The organism is Clostridium sp. (genome assembly GCF_026168755.1).
GTDB lineage: Bacteria > Bacillota > Clostridia > Clostridiales > Clostridiaceae > Clostridium.
This window is the reverse complement of the sequence record NZ_JAPFDR010000002.1, coordinates 79,900-104,973: the sequence shown is the minus strand read 5'-3', so window position 1 is coordinate 104,973 and position 25,074 is coordinate 79,900. Positions and strand designations below refer to the sequence as shown.

General features: G+C 27.7%; 20 protein-coding genes, 1 pseudogene and 1 riboswitch. Of the genes and pseudogenes, 19 read left to right on the top strand and 2 right to left on the bottom strand.

Annotated features, from left to right (window positions below):
- Window positions 1-35: 35 nt before the first annotated feature.
- Both Q0Y03_RS01665 and Q0Y03_RS01660 read right to left on the bottom strand, forming a co-directional pair.
- The gene (locus tag Q0Y03_RS01665; protein WP_297712125.1) at window positions 36-785 is read right to left on the bottom strand and encodes a 3'-5' exonuclease; all 750 of its coding nucleotides are present in this window, start codon (window positions 783-785) and stop codon (window positions 36-38) included.
- 293 nt (window positions 786-1,078) lie between these two features.
- On the bottom strand, window positions 1,079-1,807 hold the full coding sequence (locus Q0Y03_RS01660) for an HAD-IB family hydrolase (protein ID WP_297712124.1): 729 nt from the start codon (window positions 1,805-1,807) through the stop codon (window positions 1,079-1,081).
- Window positions 1,808-1,968: 161 nt separating this feature from the next.
- A riboswitch (TPP riboswitch) is annotated at window positions 1,969-2,068 on the top strand.
- A gap of 173 nt (window positions 2,069-2,241) precedes the next feature.
- Between Q0Y03_RS01660 and thiD the strand changes: the two genes are divergently transcribed.
- From thiD to gshAB, 19 genes and pseudogenes are all read left to right on the top strand, one after another.
- Window positions 2,242-3,039: a bifunctional hydroxymethylpyrimidine kinase/phosphomethylpyrimidine kinase gene (thiD, locus tag Q0Y03_RS01655; protein ID WP_297712123.1), complete on the top strand. Its 798-nt coding sequence runs from the start codon at window positions 2,242-2,244 to the stop codon at window positions 3,037-3,039.
- Window positions 3,040-3,062: 23 nt separating this feature from the next.
- Complete coding sequence (thiM, locus tag Q0Y03_RS01650; protein ID WP_297712122.1) at window positions 3,063-3,872, top strand: hydroxyethylthiazole kinase; 810 nt, start codon at window positions 3,063-3,065, stop codon at window positions 3,870-3,872.
- 1 nt (window position 3,873) lies between these two features.
- Entirely contained in the window at window positions 3,874-4,527 is a 654-nt protein-coding gene (gene tenA / locus Q0Y03_RS01645) for a thiaminase II (RefSeq protein WP_297712121.1), read from the top strand.
- An 89-nt stretch (window positions 4,528-4,616) separates the two neighbouring features.
- The gene (gene thiE / locus Q0Y03_RS01640) at window positions 4,617-5,240 is read left to right on the top strand and encodes a thiamine phosphate synthase (protein WP_297712170.1); all 624 of its coding nucleotides are present in this window, start codon (window positions 4,617-4,619) and stop codon (window positions 5,238-5,240) included.
- A 43-nt stretch (window positions 5,241-5,283) separates the two neighbouring features.
- On the top strand, window positions 5,284-5,775 hold the full coding sequence (thiW, locus tag Q0Y03_RS01635) for an energy coupling factor transporter S component ThiW (RefSeq protein WP_363318698.1): 492 nt from the start codon (window positions 5,284-5,286) through the stop codon (window positions 5,773-5,775).
- 154 nt (window positions 5,776-5,929) lie between these two features.
- Window positions 5,930-6,121: a hypothetical protein gene (locus Q0Y03_RS01630; protein ID WP_297712119.1), complete on the top strand. Its 192-nt coding sequence runs from the start codon at window positions 5,930-5,932 to the stop codon at window positions 6,119-6,121.
- Between the two features lie 100 nt (window positions 6,122-6,221).
- Entirely contained in the window at window positions 6,222-7,442 is a 1,221-nt protein-coding gene (locus Q0Y03_RS01625; protein WP_297712118.1) for an exonuclease SbcCD subunit D, read from the top strand.
- Window positions 7,429-10,920 carry an SbcC/MukB-like Walker B domain-containing protein gene (locus Q0Y03_RS01620; protein WP_297712117.1) on the top strand — a complete coding sequence of 1,164 codons (3,492 nt, stop codon included), beginning with the start codon at window positions 7,429-7,431 and terminating at the stop codon, window positions 10,918-10,920. Before Q0Y03_RS01625 ends, Q0Y03_RS01620 begins: the two co-directional genes overlap by 14 nt.
- A 54-nt stretch (window positions 10,921-10,974) precedes the next feature.
- Window positions 10,975-12,141 (top strand): pentapeptide repeat-containing protein, encoded by a 1,167-nt coding sequence (locus tag Q0Y03_RS01615; RefSeq protein WP_297712116.1) that lies wholly within the window; start codon window positions 10,975-10,977, stop codon window positions 12,139-12,141.
- A 203-nt stretch (window positions 12,142-12,344) separates the two neighbouring features.
- On the top strand, window positions 12,345-13,847 hold the full coding sequence (gene xylB, locus Q0Y03_RS01610; protein ID WP_297712115.1) for a xylulokinase: 1,503 nt from the start codon (window positions 12,345-12,347) through the stop codon (window positions 13,845-13,847).
- Between the two features lie 39 nt (window positions 13,848-13,886).
- A complete protein-coding gene (locus Q0Y03_RS01605) occupies window positions 13,887-15,029 on the top strand; it encodes an ROK family transcriptional regulator (protein ID WP_297712114.1) in 1,143 nt (380 codons plus the stop codon).
- 176 nt (window positions 15,030-15,205) lie between these two features.
- Window positions 15,206-15,556: pseudogene (locus Q0Y03_RS01600) on the top strand (transaldolase family protein); the annotation flags it as partial.
- A gap of 91 nt (window positions 15,557-15,647) precedes the next feature.
- Window positions 15,648-17,633: a transketolase gene (tkt, locus tag Q0Y03_RS01595; RefSeq protein WP_297712113.1), complete on the top strand. Its 1,986-nt coding sequence runs from the start codon at window positions 15,648-15,650 to the stop codon at window positions 17,631-17,633.
- Between the two features lie 41 nt (window positions 17,634-17,674).
- Complete coding sequence (locus Q0Y03_RS01590) at window positions 17,675-18,298, top strand: DUF4867 family protein (RefSeq protein WP_297712112.1); 624 nt, start codon at window positions 17,675-17,677, stop codon at window positions 18,296-18,298.
- Between the two features lie 96 nt (window positions 18,299-18,394).
- Entirely contained in the window at window positions 18,395-19,882 is a 1,488-nt protein-coding gene (locus Q0Y03_RS01585) for an L-fucose/L-arabinose isomerase family protein (protein WP_297712111.1), read from the top strand.
- 156 nt (window positions 19,883-20,038) lie between these two features.
- Entirely contained in the window at window positions 20,039-20,758 is a 720-nt protein-coding gene (locus Q0Y03_RS01580; RefSeq protein WP_297712110.1) for a lysophospholipid acyltransferase family protein, read from the top strand.
- Window positions 20,759-20,787: 29 nt separating this feature from the next.
- Entirely contained in the window at window positions 20,788-21,108 is a 321-nt protein-coding gene (locus Q0Y03_RS01575; RefSeq protein WP_297712109.1) for a metalloregulator ArsR/SmtB family transcription factor, read from the top strand.
- Between the two features lie 208 nt (window positions 21,109-21,316).
- A complete protein-coding gene (locus Q0Y03_RS01570; RefSeq protein WP_297712108.1) occupies window positions 21,317-22,639 on the top strand; it encodes an MATE family efflux transporter in 1,323 nt (440 codons plus the stop codon).
- Window positions 22,629-24,926: a bifunctional glutamate--cysteine ligase GshA/glutathione synthetase GshB gene (gshAB, locus tag Q0Y03_RS01565; RefSeq protein ID WP_297712107.1), complete on the top strand. Its 2,298-nt coding sequence runs from the start codon at window positions 22,629-22,631 to the stop codon at window positions 24,924-24,926. The genes Q0Y03_RS01570 and gshAB overlap by 11 nt, the downstream gene beginning before the upstream one ends.
- Window positions 24,927-25,074 lie beyond the last annotated feature (148 nt).

Genomic DNA, 25,074 nt, shown 5'->3' with positions numbered 1-25,074 from the left:
TCCTTTAGTATTAGGTTACCTAATTATTTGGAAAATTATTCATCATTTAAAATAAATTGTTTAGTTTTACCCATAAAATATGCTAATCTAATCATTTCAACTTCTTCTTTAGACATTTTACGATTATAAATCTTTTCAAATTCTTTTATTAAAGCGTGAGAGTCAAGTTTTTCTTTTTTTACTTTAGGTCTTTTTTCGGGACTTTTAATAAAGGTACTTGGAGAAAGTTTCTTTGTATAAATAGATTTAAAAACTTCAGCAGTATAGTGGGCATCGAAAAATGCATCATGAAAGTCACCTTCAACAGGAATATTAAGAGCTTCTACAGCATTTTTTAAACTTACTTTTTGTCCTTTAGGTAGATTAAATAATTTGCTAGCATAACTTTGAATATCTATATATTTATTTGAAATTTTAGAGGAATCAAGATTATAAAATTCTATATTTTTAATTAACTCTTTTATATCAGAACTACCCCATATAACAAGAATATTTTCTTCTTTGCCAATAAAATTAATAAAGTCAGTATAAACAGATTTAAAGTTTGGGGATTTATTTAAATCATCCATATTAATTTTAGTTAAGTTTTCTACATAAGGATGAAGTTTTAAGTGTATATTAGGTTTAACTAAAGAATTAAATACAGAAATTGCTTTTAAGTCATTAGTTAATTTTATTGCTCCAATTTGAATTATCTCAAATAATAATGGAGGTTTAGGTTCTGATGGATTAATATCATCAGGATGCTGCTGATTGTATTCTAAATCAAAAATTATATAGTTCATTTTTCACCTACAAATTAAATTTTTTTATTATTTTTAGTAATTTACATAACTCTTATTACATATATTAAAACATAAATTAATAAAAAAGTCTTAAAAAGAGGTGTTAAATAAATGAGTATTTATGTTTTAAAAGCTTATGTAGAGGAATGTTTTAAATTAGGAGTTAATCCAACTTTTCAAGGATTAAGAAATTATTATAAAGAAAAGGCTTTATAAAGTTTGTATATAAAAATAAATAGAATATATTTTTAGGAACTCATTATTGAGTTCCTAATTAAATTTAATTGTAGGTTTTATAAAAGGCTTAGACAGTTTACATCAAGTTGATAAGTAACATCCTTTCTTTCAACAATAATATTAATTTTCTTTTTTAATTCCTCATCATCCATAATTTTTGTTATAAGCTCTCTTGTTGGATTCATAGCATAAGGTATTCCAACAGACTTGAACATTGTAAAATCACCAGCAGTATCGCCATAAGCATAGCTTTTACTTAAGTCAATATCATACTTCTCACATAATTCTTTAATAGCTTTCTTTTTGCTATCAGAATCCCACATAGGAGTAATATATCCATTATATTTATTATCTTTATCTAGCTCATATATTGTTCCTCTATAATCATCCATATGATATTTTAGAGACATCTCCCTAACTAGCTCTATAGGAGAACCTGAAATAGCAATAACAATATCTCCATTTTCTTTATGCCATTTAATTCTTTCTCTTGAAAATGTATAAACTCTATCACCTTTTTGTTCAATAACTTTTTTGGCTATATAATCTATATGATATTTATCTAATCCCTTAATAGCTTCTATATATACGTCAACCATTTTTAAAAGATAAGTATCATAATCACCTTGTCTTTTATCCCAATTAATATAAGCAGGCTTTACTTCTTTAAACCACTTATTCTCATCAACTAAATCATATTTAATTATCTTTTTAAATACTTCAGTAATAAGTCCTTCTCTATATATTGTTCCATCTATATCAAAAAATGCTGCTGTTCTTGACATTAAAAAAACCTCCTTATTTTTTATTAGTATGTGTAGATATTAATATATATAATAATAAATAACTTAATAAAGTGCAAATATAATTAGTGAAATAAATGATAAAATTTTAGAAAATATTGACAAAGTATTGGAAAGTAATATAATTAAGGTGTAATAATTAAATAAAACGCTAGGGGTGCCATAAGGCTGAGAAATAAATTATTATTAACCCTTGTACCTGATCTGGATAATACCAGCGTAGGAAAGCTTATTAATGTATATTTAAAGTAAAGTTACAAATTTTAATGTAAAATTTTGTTATAAAACTAATGTTTTATATTAATATATTGTAAAAATATTTATATATTATTTGTAATCATGCAGTTATATTCCAGTGGGATATAGCTGTTTTTTTATTTATATATTTAAATTTAAGATTTCAAAGGAGAAGAGGAATGAGAAATTATAAAATACCAACATTAACAATAGCAGGCTCAGATTCATCAGGAGGAGCAGGTGTACAAGCTGATTTAAAAACATTTAGTGCAATTGGTACTTATGGGATGAGTGTAATAACTGCAATAACAGCTCAAAACACACAAGGAGTATTTCTTGTAGAAGATTTAAGTAAAGAAATAATTAAAAAGCAAATAGAAGTTGTATTTGAGGATATAGAGCCTGCAGCAGTAAAAATAGGAATGGTATCTAGCCCAGAAATTATTTATGCAATTGTAAATCAATTAAAGAAATATAAACCTAAATATTTAGTAGTTGATCCAGTTATGATATCTAAAAGTGGATATTCACTATTAAAACCAGAAGCAAAGAAAAGTTTAATTGAAGAGCTTATACCTATGGCGTATATAATAACTCCAAATACGCCAGAAGCGGAAGAAATTACAGGGATAGAAATAAATAGTGTAGATGATATGAGAGAGGCAGGAAAAAGAATTTTAGAGTTAGGACCTAAGTATGTTCTAATGAAAGGTGGACATCTTGCAGGTGATGCAGTGGATGTATTAATAGGAAATGATACATTTGAAATTTATAAACAAGAAAGATTATATAGAAAAAATACTCATGGAACAGGATGTACTTTATCATCAGCAATAACATCACATTTAGCATTGGGGTATGACATAGTGCAAGCTGTTAAGTTAAGTAAAGAATATATAACAGAAGCAATAAGACATAGCTTTGATATAGGTAAGGGTGTCGGACCTGTAAATCATTTTTATAAATTTGAAGACTAAGGCATAGATAAGGAGAAGAAGTAATGTTTGAATTAATAAATAAAGTTAAAGAAATAAATCCTTTAGTATTACATTATACAAATGAAGTAACAATAAATGATTGTGCAAATATAACATTAGCCTTAGGGGCAAGTCCTTTAATGAGTTATTCTGATGAAGAGGTTGAAGAAGTAGTTAGTGTTGCTAGTTCAGTAGTAATTAATATTGGAACTATGAATTCAAGTAGATTAAATTTATTTGTTAAAGCTGGAAAGGCAGCTAATAAATTTAATAAGCCCGTTATATTAGATCCAGTAGGTGTTTTTGCAACAAAAACAAGAACAAACTTTACAAATAAGTTATTAAATGAAATTAAATTTGATGTTGTTAAAGGGAATATAGCTGAAATAAAGTTTATAGGTGGATTGGATGTAAGAGGAAAAGGTGTTGACTCCTTTGATGATGGAGAAGATATATCTGAAGTAGTAAAGAAGGTAGCCATAAAGCTTGGATGTATAGTAGTTGCTACTGGAAAAGTTGATTTTATTAGTGATGGTAAGAAAGTTATAAAGATATTCAATGGAACTGCAAAATTAAAAAGTGTAACAGGTACAGGTTGTATGACTGGAAGTTTGATAGGTAGTTATTTAGGGGCATATAACAATCTAGAAGAGAGAGAAAGAGATAGTTTTAAAAAGGTAGAAGCAGTTGCTATGGGAGTTCTTACTATGGCAGTAAGTGGAGAGTTAGCAGATAAAGATAATATATCAATAGGAACTTTTAAAGAGCAACTTATGAATAATGTTTATGAAATGAACATGAATAAACTAAAAGAGTATGGAAGGATTGAATAGTATGAAATTTTCAGAAGAGTTATTTGATGAAGTTAAAGAGATTTGGGATGAATATTTAAAACATCCTTTTGTAAAAGGAATAGGAGAAGGAACTTTAGATAAAGGGAAGTTCAAGAATTATTTGATTCAAGATTATTTATATTTAAAAGATTATGCTAAAGTTTTTGCAATGGGATTAGTTAAGGCTAGAACTATGAAAGAAATGAAGTTTTATCATGAATCTATAAAAGGTGTATTAGATGATGAAACAGCAGTTCATGTTAATTATTTAAAAGGCTTCGGTTTAAGCACAGAGGAGGTAGAAAAGTATAAAGTTGAGTTAACAACTGCAAGTTACACAAATTATATGCTTGGAATTGCATTAATAGGTGATTCAAAAGATATTGCAATGACTATAATGCCTTGTACCTGGAGCTATTACTATATCGGAAAACATCTATATGAAACATATAAAGATAGATTAGAAGAAAATTTTTATTCTCCATGGATAAAGGAATATGCTTCAGAAGAGTTTAGAGAATGTACTGAAGAATGGATTGATTATATTGATGAAATATGTGAAAACTTATCTGAAGTAGAAAAAGAAAGGTTAAAAGATATTTTTATAAAATCTAGTCTTTATGAGCTGGAGTTTTGGAATATGGCAAATAAATAAACTAAAGTTTTAGCTTTAATTCCATTAGATAGATTTAAAAAAAGTAGATAGCATTAAGGATATTGCAGCATAAATATTAGAAAAAGGTGATAAAAATGAAAGAATTAAAACTTTATTTAGTAACAGATTCAGATATTTTAAAAGGAAGAGATTTTTATAATTGTATTGAAGAAGCATTAAAAGGTGGAGTAACAATGCTTCAATTAAGAGAAAAGAATGCTACAGGTAGGGAATTTTTAGAAAAGGCAATGAAGCTTAGGGATTTAACTAAAAAATATAATGTGAAATTTATTATTAATGATAGAGTTGATATTGCAATGCTTTGTGATGCTGATGGTGTTCATGTTGGACAAAGTGATATACCAGCAGATAAGGTTAGAAAACTTATTGGAAAAAATAAAATTATTGGTGTATCTGCAAGAACAGTGGAAGAAGCTATGAAAGCTAAAGAAAATGGAGCAGATTATCTTGGTGTTGGAGCTATATTTACAACTACAACAAAATTAGATGCAAAAAGTGTAACAATTGATAAGTTAAGTGAAATTAAGAAGGAAGTGAATTTACCAATTGTAGCAATTGGAGGTATAACTTTAGATAATATTAATAAATTGAAGCAGTGCAATATTGATGGACATGCTGTTGTTTCAGCAATATTAAAAGCTGATGATATAAGATTAGAATGTGAAAAGTGGGTAAGTAAAATTAATGAATAATGCTATTAACAAAAATGGATTGGGGGAATTAAATGTGGAACTAATTAAAAGTAAATATACAACGAAAAAATTGGTTATAAGTGGAGTATTAGTGGCTTTAGCAACTATATTAGGAGCATTCTCTATTCCTGTATTAGGGGCAAAGGCAGCACCAATACAACATTTAATAAATGTAATTGCAGCAGTTACATTAGGACCTTTATATGGAGTTTCTTGTGCTTTTGTATCATCATTATTAAGAAATATATTGGGGACAGGAAGTATATTAGCTTTTCCAGGAAGTATGGTTGGAGTATTTTTAGCAGCTATATTATATAAAAAGTTTAAAAAAGTAGAAATAGCTGTAATTGGAGAAGTGATTGGAACTGGAATAATAGGTGCATTATTGGCTTATCCATTAGCAGCCTTTATTTTAGGAAAGGAAGTGGCTTTATTTGTTTACATCATTCCATTTTCATTAAGTTCTATAGTTGGGAGCGTTATTGCATATATAATATTAAAATTAAATACATTAAGAAATTTTTTGTTAGATTAATAAAATAATTATTCTAATTTTTCTGTAAAATGCATAATTGTAAAAGAATAAGAATAAAATTATTCAAAAATTAGAAAATTAAAACTTAGATGGTTATATAAGTAAATAGGTGTATAATGTATTTGTAATAAATAAATATTCGAGGTGACGAACTATGATATTTTGTAAGGATAAAAGCTATATTTTTAGTAAGGATGTATACCTATCTAGTGATGAGAGAGTAGAAAAGTTAAGTGATAATCAAATAGATCAATATGAGGGTTTAGAAGTGAAAGTTGGGCATAGCTATTTAGGATATATAGATAATTCAAGAATATCTTCTAGCTGGTGTAAAGAAGTTAAATAGATTAAGTAAAAAAGATGATGCAGAAATGTATCATCTTTTTTGTTATAATTAAATAATATGAATAATTAGTAATGAGTTAATTATTAGAGGAGGTTATGTTTTGAGAATATTACATACTGGAGATTGGCACTTAGGAAAAAATTTAGAAGGCCAAAGTAGAATGGATGAGCAAGAGTTATTTTTAAAAGATTTTATAGATATAGTTGAAGATAATAAAATAGATTTAGTTATTATTGCTGGAGATGTTTATGATAGTAGTAATCCACCAGCAAGAGCAGAAAAGATGTTTTATGATACATTAAAAAAACTTTCTAAAAATGGAGAAAGATTAACTTTAATTATTGCTGGTAATCATGACAATCCTGAAAGGTTGGTTGCAGCAGGACCACTTGCTATGGAGCATGGAATAATAATGATTGGTACGCCTAAAACTGTTGTGCAATGTGGAGAATATGGAGAGCATAAGGTTGTTAATTCTGGTGAAGGATTTATTGAAATAGAAATTAATAATGAAAAGGCAGTAATAATAACTGTGCCATATCCAAGTGAAAAAAGATTAAATGAAGTTCTTTATGGAGAAATGGACAGTGATGAAGATAGATTAAAGACTTATGGAGAAAGAATAAAATCATTATTTGATTCATTAAAGAAAAATTATAGAGAAGATACTATAAATTTAGCAGTTTCACATTTATTTGCTATGGGGAGTGAAGAGGGTGGTTCAGAAAGAAATATTCAGCTTGGAGGAAGTTATATTGTTAATGGATCATGTTTGCCAGAAGAAGCACAGTATATAGCTTTAGGGCATGTACATAAGCCACAAGTTGTACCAGGAACTAATAAAAAGGCAAGATATTCAGGTTCACCACTTCATTATAATAAAAAAGAAATAAATATTACAAAGAAGTGTTTTATTGTAGATATAAAAGTAAAAGAAGAATGTAAAATAAATGAAGTAGAGTTTAAAGTGTATAAGCCTATTGAAGTATGGAAATGTGAAAGTATTGATGATGCAATTGAGAGATGTGAAGAAAATAAAGATAGGGATTGCTGGGTTTATTTAGAGATTAAATGCGATAGATATATAAGAGAAGATGAAATAAAGAAAATGAAAGAAATTAAAAATGATATTTTGGAAATAATACCAAAACTTCAAAGCGAAGATGATGATGAAAGTGTTATTAATATTCAAGAAAAATCATTTGAAGAAATATTTAGGGAGTTTTACAAGAAAGAAAGAAATGTAGAAGCTGATGAAGAAGTTGTAAGCTTACTATTAAAGTTAATAAATGAAGAGGGGGATGAAAATGAGACCAATTAGGCTTAAAATAAAAGGTTTAAACAGCTTTATAGAAGAGCAAACTATAGATTTTGAAAAGCTAACTGATCGTGGTTTGTTTGGAATATTTGGGCCCACAGGAAGTGGAAAGTCTACAATTTTAGATGGTATAACATTAGCTTTATATGGAGATGTTTCTAGAAAAAGTTCTAATTATATAAATACAAATTGTGACAGATTAAATGTTAGTTTTGAGTTTCAAATATCAGGAGCAGAAACTAAAAGATATTTAGTGAATAGAGAGTTTAAAAGAGATAAAAAATCAGGTAATCCTGTGTCTGGTAAGTGTAAAATAGTTGATATAACGAATGGAGAAGAGGTTTTAGCTGATAAAGTTAAAACCGTTACTGATAAATGTAAAGAAGTAATTGGTTTGAGTTTAGAGGATTTTACAAGAACTGTTGTATTGCCACAAGGAAAGTTTTCAGAGTTCTTAAAGCTTGAAGGAAAGCCAAGAAGAGAAATGTTAGAAAGACTTTTCAACTTAGGAGAATATGGTGATAAGCTTTCTACTAAATTATCTAAAGAAATTACAAAAGAAAGAACTGAAAATAATGTTCTTTTAGGTCAACTTATGGGATATGAAGATATAAGTGAAGACAAGAAAAAAGAGAAAGAAGAAGAGTTAAATATAAGTATTGAAAATTTAGAAAAAGCTAATAAAGAGCTTGAGGAAATTGAAAAAGGTTTTAAAGAAAATTCAGAACTATGGAAAATGCAACTTGAAGTTAAAGACTATAAAGAAAGAGAAAATGAGCTTATTGAAAAATCAGATGAAATAAATTTATTTAAAGAGAGAGTAAAAAATGCTGAAGCTGCAAGTAAGGTTAATCCATTTGTAATTGCCTATGAAGAAACATTAAAAAATATTAAAATTACAGAAAAGGAGTTAAGTGAAATTAAATGGCAATGTGAAGAGCTTAAAGAAAAAAGAGATAAATATGAAGATGGCTGGAATAAGGCTAGAATAAATAAGGATAATGAGTTGCCTAAATATAAAATACAAGAAGAGAAAATAAAAGAGGCAATAGAAGATAAAAAAGCTTTAGTAGCTTTAGAAAGTGAAATAAAAGAAATTAATAAAGTTGTAGAGGAGTTACTTAAAAAGAAAAAAGAAAATGAAAACAAACTAATAGATTCCGAAAATAGATTAAAGAAAGGAAATAATCTATTAAAAGAAAAGGAAGTATATAGAGATACTTTAAATATTGATAGAGGATTAAAAGAAAATGTTCAAAAAGGAGTAGTTGTTACTAGAGATTATAATAATTTCTTTAAGAAAGTTGAAGATTATAAAGTAAAATTAGAATCTAATAATGAAGTGATAAAAAAATCTGTAGAAGAAAAAAATATTTTAAAACTTGAGTTAGATAAAACCAATAATTTATTAATAGAGAATGAAAGTATTTTAGAAAACTTAGTAAAGAATTGCCCAGGAAATCAAAATGATTTATTTGATATGCAAGAAAAATATTCTGATCTTAAGGGCAAATTAGATATATTTAAAAGAGCAAAAGAAGAGATATTAAAAAATAAAAATGTAATTGAAGAATTAACTAAAGAGTTAAAGCCTAAAAAAGAAGAGTGTATTAATTTAGATAATGAAATTAAGAAGTTAAGAATAGATATTCTTGAAATAGAAAGAGAAAATTTAGCTTATAAACTGAGAGAAGAGTTAAAATTAGGAGATGTTTGTCCAGTTTGTGGTTCTATGGAACATCATAAAGAAAATATTAGACATATAGAAATTAGGGATATTAATAGTCTTGAAAATAGCATGGCTTTAAAAGAAAAATCTTTTGATGAATTATCTAATAATATAAGGGATATAGAAGCTAAGTTAATTTTTTTTAAAGAAAATGTAGAGAAGAATGAAGATTTAATTAAAAATTTAGGTGATGATTTTAATGCAGAAGAGGTATCTAAGCTTCAATTAAAGATAAGTGATTTAAGAGTTAAACTAAATGAGTATAATGTTAAAAAAGAAGAATATGAAAATATAAATAAGACTTTAAAAGAGAAATGTAATAATTTAAAACTTAAATATACACAATTAGAAACTAAAATTAATAGTGGTGAAAATACAATAAAAGAACTATTAGAAGATAAGAAAAAGGAAGAAGAAAAGTTACAAGATATTGAAAGACAATTGAGTTATCTTAAGGAAAAGACTAAGGTTGAAGATTTTATAGCTAAGAATGATGAAATAAATAAAATTGAGAATGAAAGAGAAGAGGTTGAAAAAACCATTAAGAGCTATAGAAATAGATTAGAGGAATTAAGTAAAAATAGAGAAGATGCAATAAAAGATTTAAATGATACTAATCAAGAATTAGCAAAGATTAATACAACATTAAAGGAAAAAATAAAAATTAAAGACGAAAGCTTAATTAAGATAAAAAATAAAGTTAAAGATATATATAATATTGAAGAAATATTAAAAAATATTCAAAGAGAAATAAAGACAATTGAAGATAATTATATACTTGCAGAAAAAGCAAAAGAAGAAGCTGATAAAAATTATGAAGAATGTAATTCTAAGCTAATTAGTATTGCTTCAAAAGGTAGAGAGCTGTATAAAAGAAAAGATGAAGAAAAGCAAAAGCTTGATGTAGCTTTAAGGGAAGAAAACTTTTTAAGTATAGAAGAAGTTAAGAATAATGTTTTAGAAAAAAGTGAAATAGAAGTTTTAAAAGTTAAAATTGATAATTATAATGATAGTTTAGCAAAGATTAGAGGAGCAATTGAAAGTACTTCTGAGAAAATTGGAAATAGAGAATTAAGTGAGGAGCAATGGATTGCTATACAAGAGGAAAAAGAAGAAAAAGAAGTTAAAGTTAAAGAATTTAATGAAATAAAAATTAAGCTTCAAGAAGAACTTAAGGTAATAGAAGAAAAGATGATAGAGCTAAAAGGTTTATTGAAACAAAAGGAAGAGTTAGACCATAAGCTTGCACTATTAAATGATTTAGATAAATTATTTAAGGGTAAAAAGTTTGTTGAATTTGTTGCAGCTACTAGACTTAAGTATGTTTCACTTGAAGCTAGTAAAAAGTTAAAGGAAATAACTAATGGAAATTATGGATTAGAAGTTGATGAAGATGGAAGATTTATAATTAGAGATTATAAAAATGGTGGGGCTGAAAGAGATGCTTCTACACTTTCAGGAGGGGAAACCTTCTTAGCATCACTTTCATTAGCACTTGCATTATCAGCAGAAATTCAACTTAAGGGAACTGCACCACTTGAATTATTCTTCTTAGATGAAGGTTTCGGTACTTTAGATGATAATCTTTTAGAAGTTGTTATGAGTTCACTTGAAAGAATTCATAATGATAAATTAAAGGTTGGAATAATAAGTCATGTTGAGTCTATTAAAAATAGAGTTCCTGTTAAGCTTTTAATTACTCCAGCAGAGGCAGGAATAGGTGGAAGTAAGGTTAAAATTGAAAGAAGCTAAAATTAGAATAATGTTATAATATATAGCTCATAATATCATAAAGGAGTTGATATTATGGGCTATGTTAATTTTAAGGAAGAAATATATAAAGCAACAAATCAACTTAAAAAGAGGAGAGAAAATAATAAAAAATTATTTGATGAATTAGTAAAATCAAGAGATCTTCCTAATACATATAATCCAGATAAGGAATATAGTTATAAAACATTTGAAGAAAAGCATTTTGGAGGAGGAAGAATTTTAGGCGAGGAAGAGTTCAGTGTAATTTCTAATAAAGATATTATTTGTGCAGTATTTAATAAATGTACATTTGGAAATATAAAATTTGATGCATGTAGTTTCATAGGGTGTATGTTTAATGAGTGTAATTTTGAAAATGGTGGGGTAATATTTGAAAATTGTACTTTTTTTAAAGAGGAAAGTGAGAAGAAGCCATCATTAAATAGGTATGATAATTTTTCTTGTGAGTTTAATAATTGTAGTATATATGCTAAATTTTATGGATGTACATTAAGTTATTTAATATTTGATAATTCTTTAATTCATAATACATATTTTATATTAAGTGATATGAATAGCATAATTATCAATAATTGTGAAATAAATAGAGTAAGAATAGAAGATTGTGATTTATCAGGTGCTAAGATTATGAGTAGCTATATTATAGATTTAGATTTTACTGATAAAATGAAAACAAAGCTAGATGAAAAAACATTTTTTGATAAGATAGAATTTAGAAAAAAAGATAGGAATGAATATGAAGGAATTTATATGACTTATGAAACCATTGCAGATAAGTTTAAGGAAAATTCATTAAATAATAATTTTGGAGAATATTATTATTTGTGTAAGAGGGTAGAAAGAAATGTTTTGAAGTTTACTCAAAGGTTAGAATCAGATTTATACTTGGCTACATGTGGATATGGAGAAAGACCTATTAATGCTTTACTGTTCTCCTTTGTTGTCATGATTATATTTGGAGTTTTATATTCAATTTTTGGAATTAAAGTAGATGATACTATAACTACTATATTTAACAGTAGTGTATTTGAATGTTTAAGGCAAGGAATCATATTAAGTATAAACTTGTTTAGTGGAGTTGGAGCAAATGAAAGTATTCCTGTAAATATGTCAGAGATTCTTGCTAGCGTTGAGATATTATTTGGAGTTATTATGATGGGAATAGGGACAGGAGTAGTAGTAAGAAAATTAGTAAGATAATAGGTAAATTAGATACTTTTAGATTTTAAATAATTTAAAAGTATCTTTAGTTTTGAAAATGTATACAAAAACTTTTTAAAGGTTATTGAAAAAGTATAAAAATGGTATTATAATAACTTATGAAAAGACATTTAAAAAGTTATTTAATAATAGTTTTTAAATGTTTATTGAAAAAATAATTTTAAAATAAGTCGGGGGATTTTATGAGATATTTATTAGGATTAGATATAGGTACATCTGGTACAAAGACAGCATTGTTTGATGAATTAGGGAATACAATAGAAACTGCAAACTATGGCTATGATTTATTTCAACCAAAAGCAGGATGGGCAGAACAAAATCCAGAGGATTGGTGGGAAGCATGTCTTAATGGAATTAAAGATGTAGTAAAAAACAGTAAAGTTAATGCAAAGGATATAAAAGGTATAGGATTAAGTGGACAAATGCATGGTCTTGTACTAGTGGACAAGAGTCATAATGTTATAAGAAATTCAATTATTTGGTGTGATCAAAGAACTGAAAAGCAATGCCAATATGTGACTGAAGTTTTAGGTAAGGAAAAATTAATTGAAATAACAGGTAATCCAGCATTAACAGGTTTTACACTTTCTAAACTATTATGGGTTAGAGATAATGAACCAGAAAATTATAATAATATATATAAAATTCTTCTGCCAAAAGATTATATAAGATTTAAATTAACAGGTATATTTGCAACTGAAGTTTCAGATGCAAGTGGTATGCAAATGTTAGATATTAATACAAGAAACTGGAGTGATGAGTTACTTCAAAAATTAGATATAGATAAGAATATATTAGCAGATGTTTATGAGTCAGTAGTAGTAAGTGGGCATGTTACAGAAGAAGTAGCAAGACAGACAGGATTAGAAGCTGGTACTGCTGTGGTTGGAGGAGCTGGAGATCAAGCAGCAGGAGCAGTAGGAAGTGGAATAGTAAGTGAAGGAATAATTTCAACAGTTATTGGTTCATCAGGTGTTGTTTTTGCTTCAACAGATACTCCAAGATTTGATAAAGGAGGTAGAGTTCATACTTTATGTCATGCAGTTCCTAATAAGTGGCATGTAATGGGGGTAACTCAAGGTGCAGGACTTTCTTTAAAATGGTTTAAAGAAAACTTCTGTAGAAAAGAAATTGATGAAGCAAAAGCAAAGAATATAAATATATATGATTATTTATCAGAAGAAGCAGCAACTTCAAAACCAGGAGCAAATGGAGTAATTTATATGCCATATCTCATGGGAGAAAGAACACCACACATAGATCCCAATGTAAAAGGAGGATTTGTTGGAGTATCTTTAATAAATAATCATGGGGATTTTGTTAGAAGTATATTAGAAGGTGTTAGCTTCAGCTTAAAGAATTGTTTAGATATTATAGAGGATATGAAAGTTGAAATAACTGATGTTAGAGTAAGTGGTGGAGGAGCAGAAAGTGAAGTTTGGAGACAAATTTTAGCCGATATATTTAATTATCCATTAAGAACTATAAAAGCATCAGAAGGTCCAGCATTAGGTGTTGCTATTTTAGCAGGTGTAGGTGTTGGTATATATGAATCTGTAGAAGATGCATGTGAGAAAATTATAAAAGGTAAGGATTTAGTAAATCCAAATTGTGATAATACTGCCATTTATGATAAGATATATGAAGTATATAATTCACTTTATCCAAGATTAAAAGATATATAAAAAGTTTGGATAATTGAAACTGAGAGGGGAAGGCATAATTTGATAGAAGTAAATCATAGTAAAATTAAAGAAACAAATAGAAAAAAAATAATTAAGTTATTATTAGAAAAAAATGAAATAACTAAATTAGATATTTCAAGAAGCTTAGATATAAGTATTACAACAGTTTCAACTAATATTACAGAACTAAAAAATGAAGGAATTGTTAGTGATGTTAGATCTTTAGAATCTACTGGTGGAAGAAAGGCAATGGCTTTAAAAATTAATGAAAATTGTAGATTTGCTTTAGGAATAGCGTTGACTCCTCGTCATGTGAAATTATCTATAATAAATCTAAAAAAAGAAGTTATAGAAGATATTAGGATAAGACATAATAATGAAGGCTTTGAAAATATAGTAGCTATTACTAAAGATAATATTAGAGAAATATTAAGTCGAAATGACATTTCTATTGATAAATTATTAGGAATTGGTATTTCAATACCTGGTACAGTAGATTCTGAAGAAGGGATAATAAAAAAATGTTATCTATTGAGAGCTGAAAATTATAATTTAAAGAAAAGTTTTGAAGAATTTAATACTAATATATATATAGATAATGAAGCTAATCTTTCGGCTTATTATGAATTTTTAAATAAAAAGGATATATTAAGTAATCTTTTATATGTTTCAATTACTGATGGATTAGGATTAGGAATAATAATAGATGGAAAGATCTATAGAGGAAGCAATAATGACGCTGGTGAAATGGGACATATTAAAATAACTATTGGTGGTAAAGGTTGCAAATGTGGTTCTCAAGGTTGTTTAGAAGCATATACATCAAAGAATGCATTATTAGAAGACTTCAATGAAATAAGTAATGAAAAATTGGATGATATAGAAGAATTTATATCTTTATTTGAAAAGGGAAACAAGACTACAAAGGAAATTTTAGAAAGATATTTTAATATTCTTGGTGTAGGAATTGCTAATTTAACAATGATATTAGATCCAAGTAGTGTAGTCTTAGGTGGAGATATAAATATTTTATTAAAAGAAAATATAGATATTTTAAGAAGTATTGTATATAAGGATAATTTATTTACAAGTGAGAAAAATTGTAAGATGGATGTTACAGAATTTAAAGAATCATATCTTTTAGGGGCAGCAATGGTTCCATTAGAGGAATTTTTAAATTAATTAATGTTGTAGATATCAAACTTACAATTAAAAAGGCAGAAAATAATGGCTGCCTTTTTATAAAGAAACTTTTAAAAATAGTTTTAAAAAGTTATTAAATAACATTTATAATATAAAGGGGATTTTTAATATGAAGTTATTTTTAGACACTGCAAATGTAGAACATATTAGATAGTGAAGGAATTAAAACAAATGTTACTTTAATATTTTCTGCTAACCAAGCGTTATTAGCAGCAAATGCAGGGGCAACTTATGTTAGCCCATTCTTAGGAAGAGTAGATGATATATCTATGGATGGAATGGAGCTTGTTAGAACAATTGCAGAAATTTTTGACGTTCACAGGATAACAACAGAAATAATTGCTGCAAGCGTAAGACATCCAATTCATGTTACAGAAGCTGCAAGATCAGGTGCACATATTGCAACAGTACCATATGCTTTAGTAATGCAAATGATTAAACATCCACTAACAGATGCAGGTCTAGAAAAGTTTAAGGCAGACTGGGCTTCAGCTTTTGGAAAATAGCATAAAAATAGAATAAGATAAATTTTCAATTTACTGAACTAATAGAACAGCAAATTTAAAAAGCATTAAAAGTGAAAAAAAGGGGTTAAAGATGAGTAGAGAAGTAGATAAATTATGTATAAATTCAATAAGAATTTTATCAGCAGATGCAATAGAAAAGTCAAAATCAGGGCATCCAGGACTACCACTTGGTGCAGCAACAATGGCATATACATTATGGAGTAAAATGAATCATAATGGTAAAAATCCAAATTGGGATAATAGAGATAGATTTATATTATCAGCAGGTCATGGATCAATGCTTGAATATTCTTTATTACATTTATTTGGATATGGAATAACTATTGAAGATATTAAGAGTTTTAGACAAGTTGGTAGTTTAACACCGGGACATCCTGAATATGGACATACTCCAGGTGTTGAAATAACAACAGGTCCTTTAGGACAAGGTATATGTAATGCTGTTGGTATGGCAATTGCAGAAGCTCATTTAGCAGAAAAGTTCAATAGAACAGGATATGAAGTGGTTAATCATAATACTTATGCAATCGTTGGTGACGGATGTTTAATGGAAGGAATTTCAGGAGAAGCTTCATCGCTTGCTGGAACTTTAGGATTAGGAAAGCTTATTGTTTTATATGATTCAAACAATATTTCTATTGAGGGTGATACAGATATAGCATTTAGAGAAGATGTAGCAAAGAGATATGAAGCATATAATTGGCAAGTAATTAAAGTTAATGATGGAAATGATATTGAATCTATTGAAAATGCTATTGAAGAAGCAAAAAGAGAAACTACAAAACCATCAATGATAATAGTTAAAAATCAAATTGGATTTGGATGTCCTGCAAAACAAGGAAAAGCATCTGCCCATGGAGAACCTTTAGGAGCTGAAAATATAAAATCCATGAAAGAAAATCTAGGATGGAAGCAAGAGGATTTCTATATTCCATCAGAAGTATATTCTAATATGGAGAATTATATTAATGCAGGAGTTGAAAAAGAGAAATATTGGAATAGTTTATTTGAAGCTTACAAAAATGAATATCCAGAATTAGCAGAAGAGTATTATAAGTGGATGTTAGAAGAAATGGATAGTGAGGCTTTATTAAATAATGAAGAATTTTGGAGCTTTGATAAAGATATGGCTACAAGAGAATCTTCAGGAATTATTATAAATAGATTAGCAAATTTAATACCTAATTTAGTTGGAGGATCAGCTGATTTAGCACCATCTAATAAAACTTATATGAGTGGAAAAGGTGATTTCTCAGCTGAAGATAGAAGTGGAAGAAATCTTCACTTTGGAGTAAGAGAACATGCAATGGCTGCAATAGCAAATGGTATGTATGCTCATTGTGGATTAAAGGTATTTTGTGCAACATTCTTTGTATTTAGTGATTATATGAAGGGTGCAATGAGATTATCTTCATTAATGAATTTACCAGTAGCTTATGTATTAACACATGATAGTATTGGTGTAGGAGAAGATGGTCCAACTCATCAACCAATTGAGCAATTAGCAGCACTAAGAAGTATGCCAAATATGACTGTATTTAGACCAGCAGATTCAAAGGAAACTGCTGCAGCTTGGTATTATGCAGTAACTAATGCTACTACTCCAACTTCATTAGTGTTAACTAGACAAAAGTTACCTCTATATGATGGATGTGCAAAGAGAGCATTAAATGGAGGATATATTATTAAAGACTCTAAGAAAGAAACTCCTGATGTAATTTTAATGGCTTCAGGTTCTGAAGTTGAACTTATCTACAAGGCAGCAGATGAATTAGAAGCAAAAGGAATAGATGCAAGAGTTGTAAGTATTCCATCATTTGAAGTATTTAATGCTCAAGATGAAGAATATAAAGAAAGTGTACTTCCAAACAACGTTAGAAAAAGAGTTGCAGTTGAGGCCTTAACTTCATTTGGATGGCATCAATATGTAGGTTTAGATGGAAGAATTATTTCATTAGACACATTTGGTGCATCAGGAAATGCAGTAGCACTATTTAAACAATTCGGATTCACAGTTGAAAATGTTGTTAATGAAACAATGAAATTATTTAACTAATTATTGAGAAGTTTGTACTTATATATAAGGAGATGGATTGAGTGGTTATAAAAAGTGTTAATGATATAGAATTTAAAAAGTATGGTAGAGTAATTAAGAATTATGATGTTAAAGAGCTTTTGAATAAGATGGAAGAAACTCCATTACCTGAAGGAGTTATATATGAACCTTCTATAAAAGAATTAGAAGATTTGGAAGTAGCTAAAGAATTTAAAAATAGGGAATTTGGAGGTCTTGATATTCAAATAGGTTATTGTAATGGAAACAACTATATGTTAAATGCAGTTGAATATCATAGAACAAGTGAAATTAATATAGCTGTTACTGATTTAATTTTATTATTAGGTCTAGAGCAAGATATTGAAGAGGATTACTCTTATGATACTTCAAAAATTGAGGCTATTTTTGTACCAGCAGGAACTGCTATAGAAGTTTATGGAACCACATTACATTATGCACCATGCAATGCTAATGAAAATGGATTTAAATGTGTAGTTATACTACATAAAAATACAAATACAGCATTAGAAAGTAATATAGAAAAACAAGATGAAGATACATTGTTATTTGCAAAAAATAAATGGCTTATTGGACACCCAGAAACAGATCTTGGAGAGCAAGGAGCATTTATTGGTTTAAAAGGTAAAAACATTTGTTTAAAATAAGTTAAAAGTTAAGATGCCTTTGGCATAGATTAAGAAGTTAATTAATTAAAATTTAAAATAAATTATTAGAAAAGTAAAAGGGTGGAGGAATTAATTATGAATTTTAAAAATATACCAGATGTAAAATTAGGAATTGTTGCAGTTAGCAGAGATTGTTTCCCAATGGAGTTATCTGCAGGACGTAGACAAGCTGTAGTTAAAGCTTACAAAGAAACTTACGGGGATATTTATGAATGTCCGACAACTGTTGAAAGCGAAGTTCATATGAGAAAAGCTTTAGCAGAAGTTAAAGAAGCAGGAGTAAATGCTTTAGTTGTATATCTAGGAAACTTTGGACCAGAAACAGCTGAGACATTATTAGCAAAAGAGTTTGGTGGACCAGTTATGTTTGTTGCTGCTGCTGAAGAAACAGGAAATAATCTAATTGGTGGAAGAGGAGATGCTTACTGTGGTATGTTAAATGCTAGCTATAACTTAGCATTAAGAAATATTAAAGCATATATTCCAGAATATCCAGTGGGAACTTATGAAGAAGTTGCAGAAATGATTAAAGAGTTTGAGCCAGTGGCTACTACACTTTTAGGATTACAAAATTTAAAAATTATATCTTTTGGACCAAGACCTCAAGATTTCTTAGCATGTAATGCACCAATTAAACAATTATATAATTTAGGTGTTGAAATTGAAGAAAATTCAGAGTTAGATTTATTTGCAGCATTTAATGAACATGAAAATGATCCAAGAATTCCAGAAGTTATAGCTGATATGGAAAAGGAACTTGGAGAAGGGAATAAAATGCCAGGTATTTTACCTAAGTTAGCTCAATATGAATTAACATTATTAGACTGGATGGAAGCTCATAAAGGATCTAGAGAATATGTTGTATTTGCTAATAAATGTTGGCCATCATTCCAAACTCAATTTGGATTTGTGCCATGTTATGTAAACAGTAGATTAGTTTCGAGAGGAATTCCAGTATCATGTGAAGTTGATATTTACGGAGCATTAAGTGAGTATATTGGAACTTGTGTAAGTAAAGATGCTGTAACATTATTAGATATTAATAATAGTGTACCAAGAGATATGTATGAAGAAGAGATTAAAGATAAATTCAACTATACATTAAAGGATACTTTTATGGGGTTTCACTGTGGAAATACTCCAGCATGCAAATTATCATTTAAAAATATGAAAAATCAAATGATTATGGCTAGAGCTTTAGAACCAAATCAAGAGCCAAACATTACTAGAGGTACTTTAGAAGGTGATATTGTTCCAGGTGAAATTACATTCTTTAGATTACAAAGTAATGCAGATGCTGAATTAACAGCATATGTTGCAGAAGGTGAAGTATTACCAGTAGCAACAAGATCATTTGGATCAATTGGTATATTTGCTATTCCTGAAATGGGAAGATTCTATAGACATGTATTAATAGAAGGAAGATATCCACATCATGGAGCAGTTGCATTTGGACATTTTGGTAAGGCTATAGCAAATGTATTTAATTATTTAGGAGTTAAAGAGGTTGGATTTAATCAACCAAAGGGAATGCTTTATAAAACTGAAAATCCATTTAAATAATATTTAATTTAAAGAGAAATAAGCATCTATTAAGAACAATTAATCTTAATAGATGCTTTATTTTTATAATATTGTGAACTTATAGAGAATAAATATTTGTTAGCTTATACAAAGTGATGTTATAATAATTAAAGTTATAAACACAGGAGGAGTTATATGATAATAAAAGCTATAAAATATTTTTTCTATATGATATATACTAGAATTAAGGGATTCAAATATGAACATATAAAACGTAAGGAAGGTATACATAAAGCAACAGAATATGCGGTAAAGTCTATGTATTTATGGTCAAAGTTCACTATAAATATTATAGGAATGAATTTAGTTATTAAAGGTAAAGAAAATATACCTAATGAACCATGCGTTTTTATTGGGAATCATACAAGTATATTAGATATTCCAGTTATATTATATTCAACAGAAAGACAGGTAGGATTTGTTTCAAAGAAAGAGGTATTAAAAACACCTATTTTAAGTTACTGGCTACCAAAAGGAAAGTGTATTGCTTTAGATAGACAAAATCCTAGAGATGCAGTAAGAATGATTAATGAAGGAGTAAAGAATTTAAATGATGGATATTCAATGATGATCTTTCCAGAAGGAACAAGAAGTTTAGATGGGAAGCCACTTCCATTTAAAAAAGGAAGTTTAAAGTTAGCAATTAAAGCTAAGGTGCCAATAGTACCTGTAACAATAGATGCAGCATTTACATCATTTGAAAAAAATAAAAAATTTAAGCCATCTACTGTTAATGTAATTTTTGATAAGCCAATAGAAACCGAAAGTTTAACAAAAGATGAAGAAAAAACTTTAGCAGAAGATATTAGAAAAATAATAATCTGTAATTTAAGAGAAGAATTTAGGGTAGAATAATATTTAAAGGTGTTTTATTGGAGGAGTTTATGGATAGTAAATATGATAATAATGCAAAAATATTTAAAGCATTAAGTGATTCGAATAGATTACAAATAATTTATATATTATCATTAGGTGAGAGATGTGCTTGTAGATTATTAGAACATTTTAAATTTACTCAACCAACATTATCTCATCATATGAAAGTATTAATTGACTGTGGTTTAGTTATATCAAGAAAAGAGGGAACTTGGAATTATTATAGTTTAAATGAGGATAATACAAAACAATTATTACTGTTCTTAAATGAATTAATGTTAAATAATAAAAAAACAATGCTTGAAGAAGATGGCAATTGTGATTGTTAAATTTATAAAGGGTTTATCATAATAAATTTAAGTATTGTGATAAACCTTGTGTTTTGATTTATAATATAAAAGTTTCTGGTGTAAGTTAGTACTATTATTGTTGACAATTAAAAAATAAAAAACTATATTAAACATAGATAAATATCTATGTTTAAGTAATAAGTATTATTTTTGATGATTAAATAAAAAATAATTTTAAGGAGAATAAATGAAGAAAATTGATTTAACACAAGGAAAAGTTATTAATGTACTTACAGCCTTAGCATTACCTATTATGGGAAGTTCATTATTACAATTTACTTATAACTTAATAGATATGTTATGGGTAGGTGGATTAGGAAGTAATGCTGTAGCAAGTATAGGATCATCAAGCTTTTTTATTGGATTAGGGTATTCTATTAACTCATTAGTTGTTATAGGAACAGGGATAAAAGTTTCCCATGCTATTGGAGAGAAAAATAATAAAGAGGTAAAACAATATATTAATTCAGGGCTAGCAATAAATTTTGTGATATCAATAATATATGCATTAATTTTAATAATTTTAGGGAAAAGTTTTATTTCATTTTTAAGCCTTAATAATGATGTTGTAGAAAGAAATTCATATTATTATTTGGCTATGAATGCACCAATTTTATTTTTCTCATTTTTTAATTTTCTATATGCAAGAATATTTAGTAGTTTTGGAAATAATGGAGATTCCTTAAAGATAAGTGCTGTAGGAATGATAATAAATATAATTTTAGATCCAATATTTATTTATATATTTAAATTAGGGGTATTAGGAGCAGCAGTAGCAACACTAATAGCTAATATAGTAATGTTTATTCTATATAGGATAAAATCAAATGGAGTTTTACATTATGATAAATCTATAGGTATTGATAAAGAAAAAGTAATAGAAATTATAAGATTAGGTTTTCCAATGGCATTTCAAAGAATATTATTTACAATAGTTAATATAACTTTAGCTAAGATAATTGCCATATTTGGAACAAATTCAATTGCAGCACAAAAGATTGGATTGCAAATTGAGTCAATAACATACATGGTTATAGGTGGACTAAATGGTGCTATAGCTAGTTTTACAGGTCAAAATTTTGGAGCTAGTAAGTTTAAAAGAATAAAGCAAGGATATTATACTGCATTAATATTGGGTATTATTTATTCAATGATTATGTCGATAATTTTTATTATTTTTAAGGAGCCAATTATAAGGCTGTTTATTAGGGATAAAGGTACTATTTTAATTACTAGTGGTTACTTACAGGCAGTTGCATTTTCTCAAAGCTTTAGTACAATAGAAATGGTATCAAATGGATTATTTACAGGGTTAGGAATGCCTAAGATACCAGCCATAATTAGTATTGTTTTTACAGTTTTAAGAATTCCAATGGCATTAACCTTGATGCAAACACTTGGAATTGATGGAGTATGGTGGAGTATAGCAATTTCTAGTATATTAAAAGGAGTAGCAGCATATTCAATATATCTAATAAAGATAAGGAGAAATTATAAAGATGTTAAATAAAATAAAAAAATTATTTTCTAGTAAAGAAATTTTAAATGGAAATTTTGGTATTGAAAGAGAAACTTTAAGGGTAGATGAAAATGGGTACTTAGTTAAGACTGATCATCCGGAAGAGTTTGGAGATAAAGCACATAATCCATATATAACTACAGATTTTTCAGAAAGTCAAATAGAAGTTATAACACCTGCATTATCAGATATTAAGGAAACTTATAATTTTACAAGAGCATTATATGATATAGTTGCCATGGAAATAGGAAATGAGTATCTATGGCCTGAATCAATGCCATGTATAATACCTGATGATAAGGATATTCCAGTAGCTAAGTTTGCTAATCATAGTAAAGAAGCTCAAGAGTATAGAGAAAAATTATTGCTTAAGTATGGTGGAAAAAAGCAACTTATATCTGGAATTCATTATAATTTTTCTTTTGATGAAAATATAATTGAAAGATTATATGAAGATAGTGAGACGAACCTGTGTTATAAAGAATTTAAAAATAGTATTTATTTGAAGATTGCCAGGAATTACTTAAGATATAGATGGCTTATAGTATATCTTCTTGGAGCATCACCAATTGTACATGAAAGTTTTATTGATAGTTGCAAATGTCCGTTAAAGAAAGTTAAGCATAGTGAGTATAGTAGTTTAGGGGCAATATCACATAGAAATGGAAAGTGCGGATATAAAAATAAGGTGGATTTATTCCCAAGCTATAATAGTGTTGATGGGCATTTAGAAAGTGTAAATCAATATATTAAAGATGAATTAATAGAAAGTCATAAGGAATTATATAGTCAAATAAGATTAAAGCCAAGTGATACAAAGAATTTTAAAGAATCATTACTTAATGATGGAATAAAATATTTAGAATATAGAACAATTGATATTAATCCATTTGAAAAAGGTGGAATAAGTTTAGAGGATTTAAGATTTTTACAAATATTTAATGTTTATTTATTAACGAAGGAAGAAAGTGATTTCAAAAACTGGCAAGAAGAAGCTTTGGAAAATCAACAATTAATTGCAGTACATGGAATTGATGATATAGAGTTAAAACAAGATGGAAAAGTCATCAATAGAATAGATTTTGGATTAGAAATACTTAATGAAGTTATGAGTGTTAATAATGAGTTAAATTTAGGTCTTGAAGATATAATTAATAACATGATAGATAAAGTTAAAGATAGCAAATTAACTTACTCATATAAAATAACTGAAAAAATAAAAGAAGAAGGATATATTGATGCATTTTTAAATTTAGCTAGAATGTATAAGGAATCTGCATACAAAAATAGATTTAAGTTAGAAGGATATGAGGATTTAGAGTTATCAACTCAAATTTTAATGAAGGAATCTATTAAAAGAGGAATTACTGTAAATATAGTTGATAGAAGTGAAAATTTTATATCTCTTAAAAATAACGAAAAAATAGAATATGTAAAGCAAGCAACTAAGACTTCTAAGGACACATATGTATCTGTATTGATTATGGAAAATAAAACTGTAACTAAAAAGGTTTTAGCAGAAAAGGGAGTAAAGGTGCCAAAAGGTGAGGAGTTTAATAGTATAGAAGATGCAAAAATAAAGGCACATAACTATATTAATAAACCTATTGTGATAAAACCAAAGAGTACTAACTTTGGGATAGGAATTAATATTTTCCCAGATGGTGCAAGTTTAGAAGATATAATTCATGCTTTTGAAATAGCTTTTAAAAATGATAATACAGTTCTTATAGAAGAATTTATTAAAGGAAAAGAATATAGATTTTTAGTTATAAATGATGAAGTAGTAGGAATCCTACATAGAGTTCCAGCTAATGTTATTGGTGATGGAGAAAAAACTATAACAGAATTAGTAGAAGTTAAAAATCAAGATCCACTACGTGGTAAGGGATATGTAACACCACTTGAAAAAATAAGATTAGAAGAAAATGCAGAGTTATTCTTAAAACAACAAGGTAAAAATTTTGACTATATTCCTAAAAAGGATGAAATAATATACCTAAGAGAAAACTCAAATATTAGTACTGGTGGAGATAGTGTAGATTATACAGATGATATTCCGCAAAAGTTTAAAGAAATAGCGATAAATGCAGCAAAAGCTGCAGGAGCTAAGATTTGTGGAGTGGATATGATGCTTGAAGACTATAGGGATGAAAATACTAATTATGCAATAATAGAATTAAACTTCAATCCAGCAATTCACATACATTCATATCCATACAAAGGAAAAGAAAGAAAAATTGCAACTCATGTTTTAAAGTTGTTAGAACTGATATAAGTGAGGCCCATATTACAATATGTAGCAGAAGTAGTTAACTATAATATGAAAGGTTACAACTAGTTACGTGAAAAAAGAAAAAATGAAATATTTATTTTCTTTTAAGGGGATTGCTTGGGTAAATTATATCTTTTAACTTAAAAGCCAG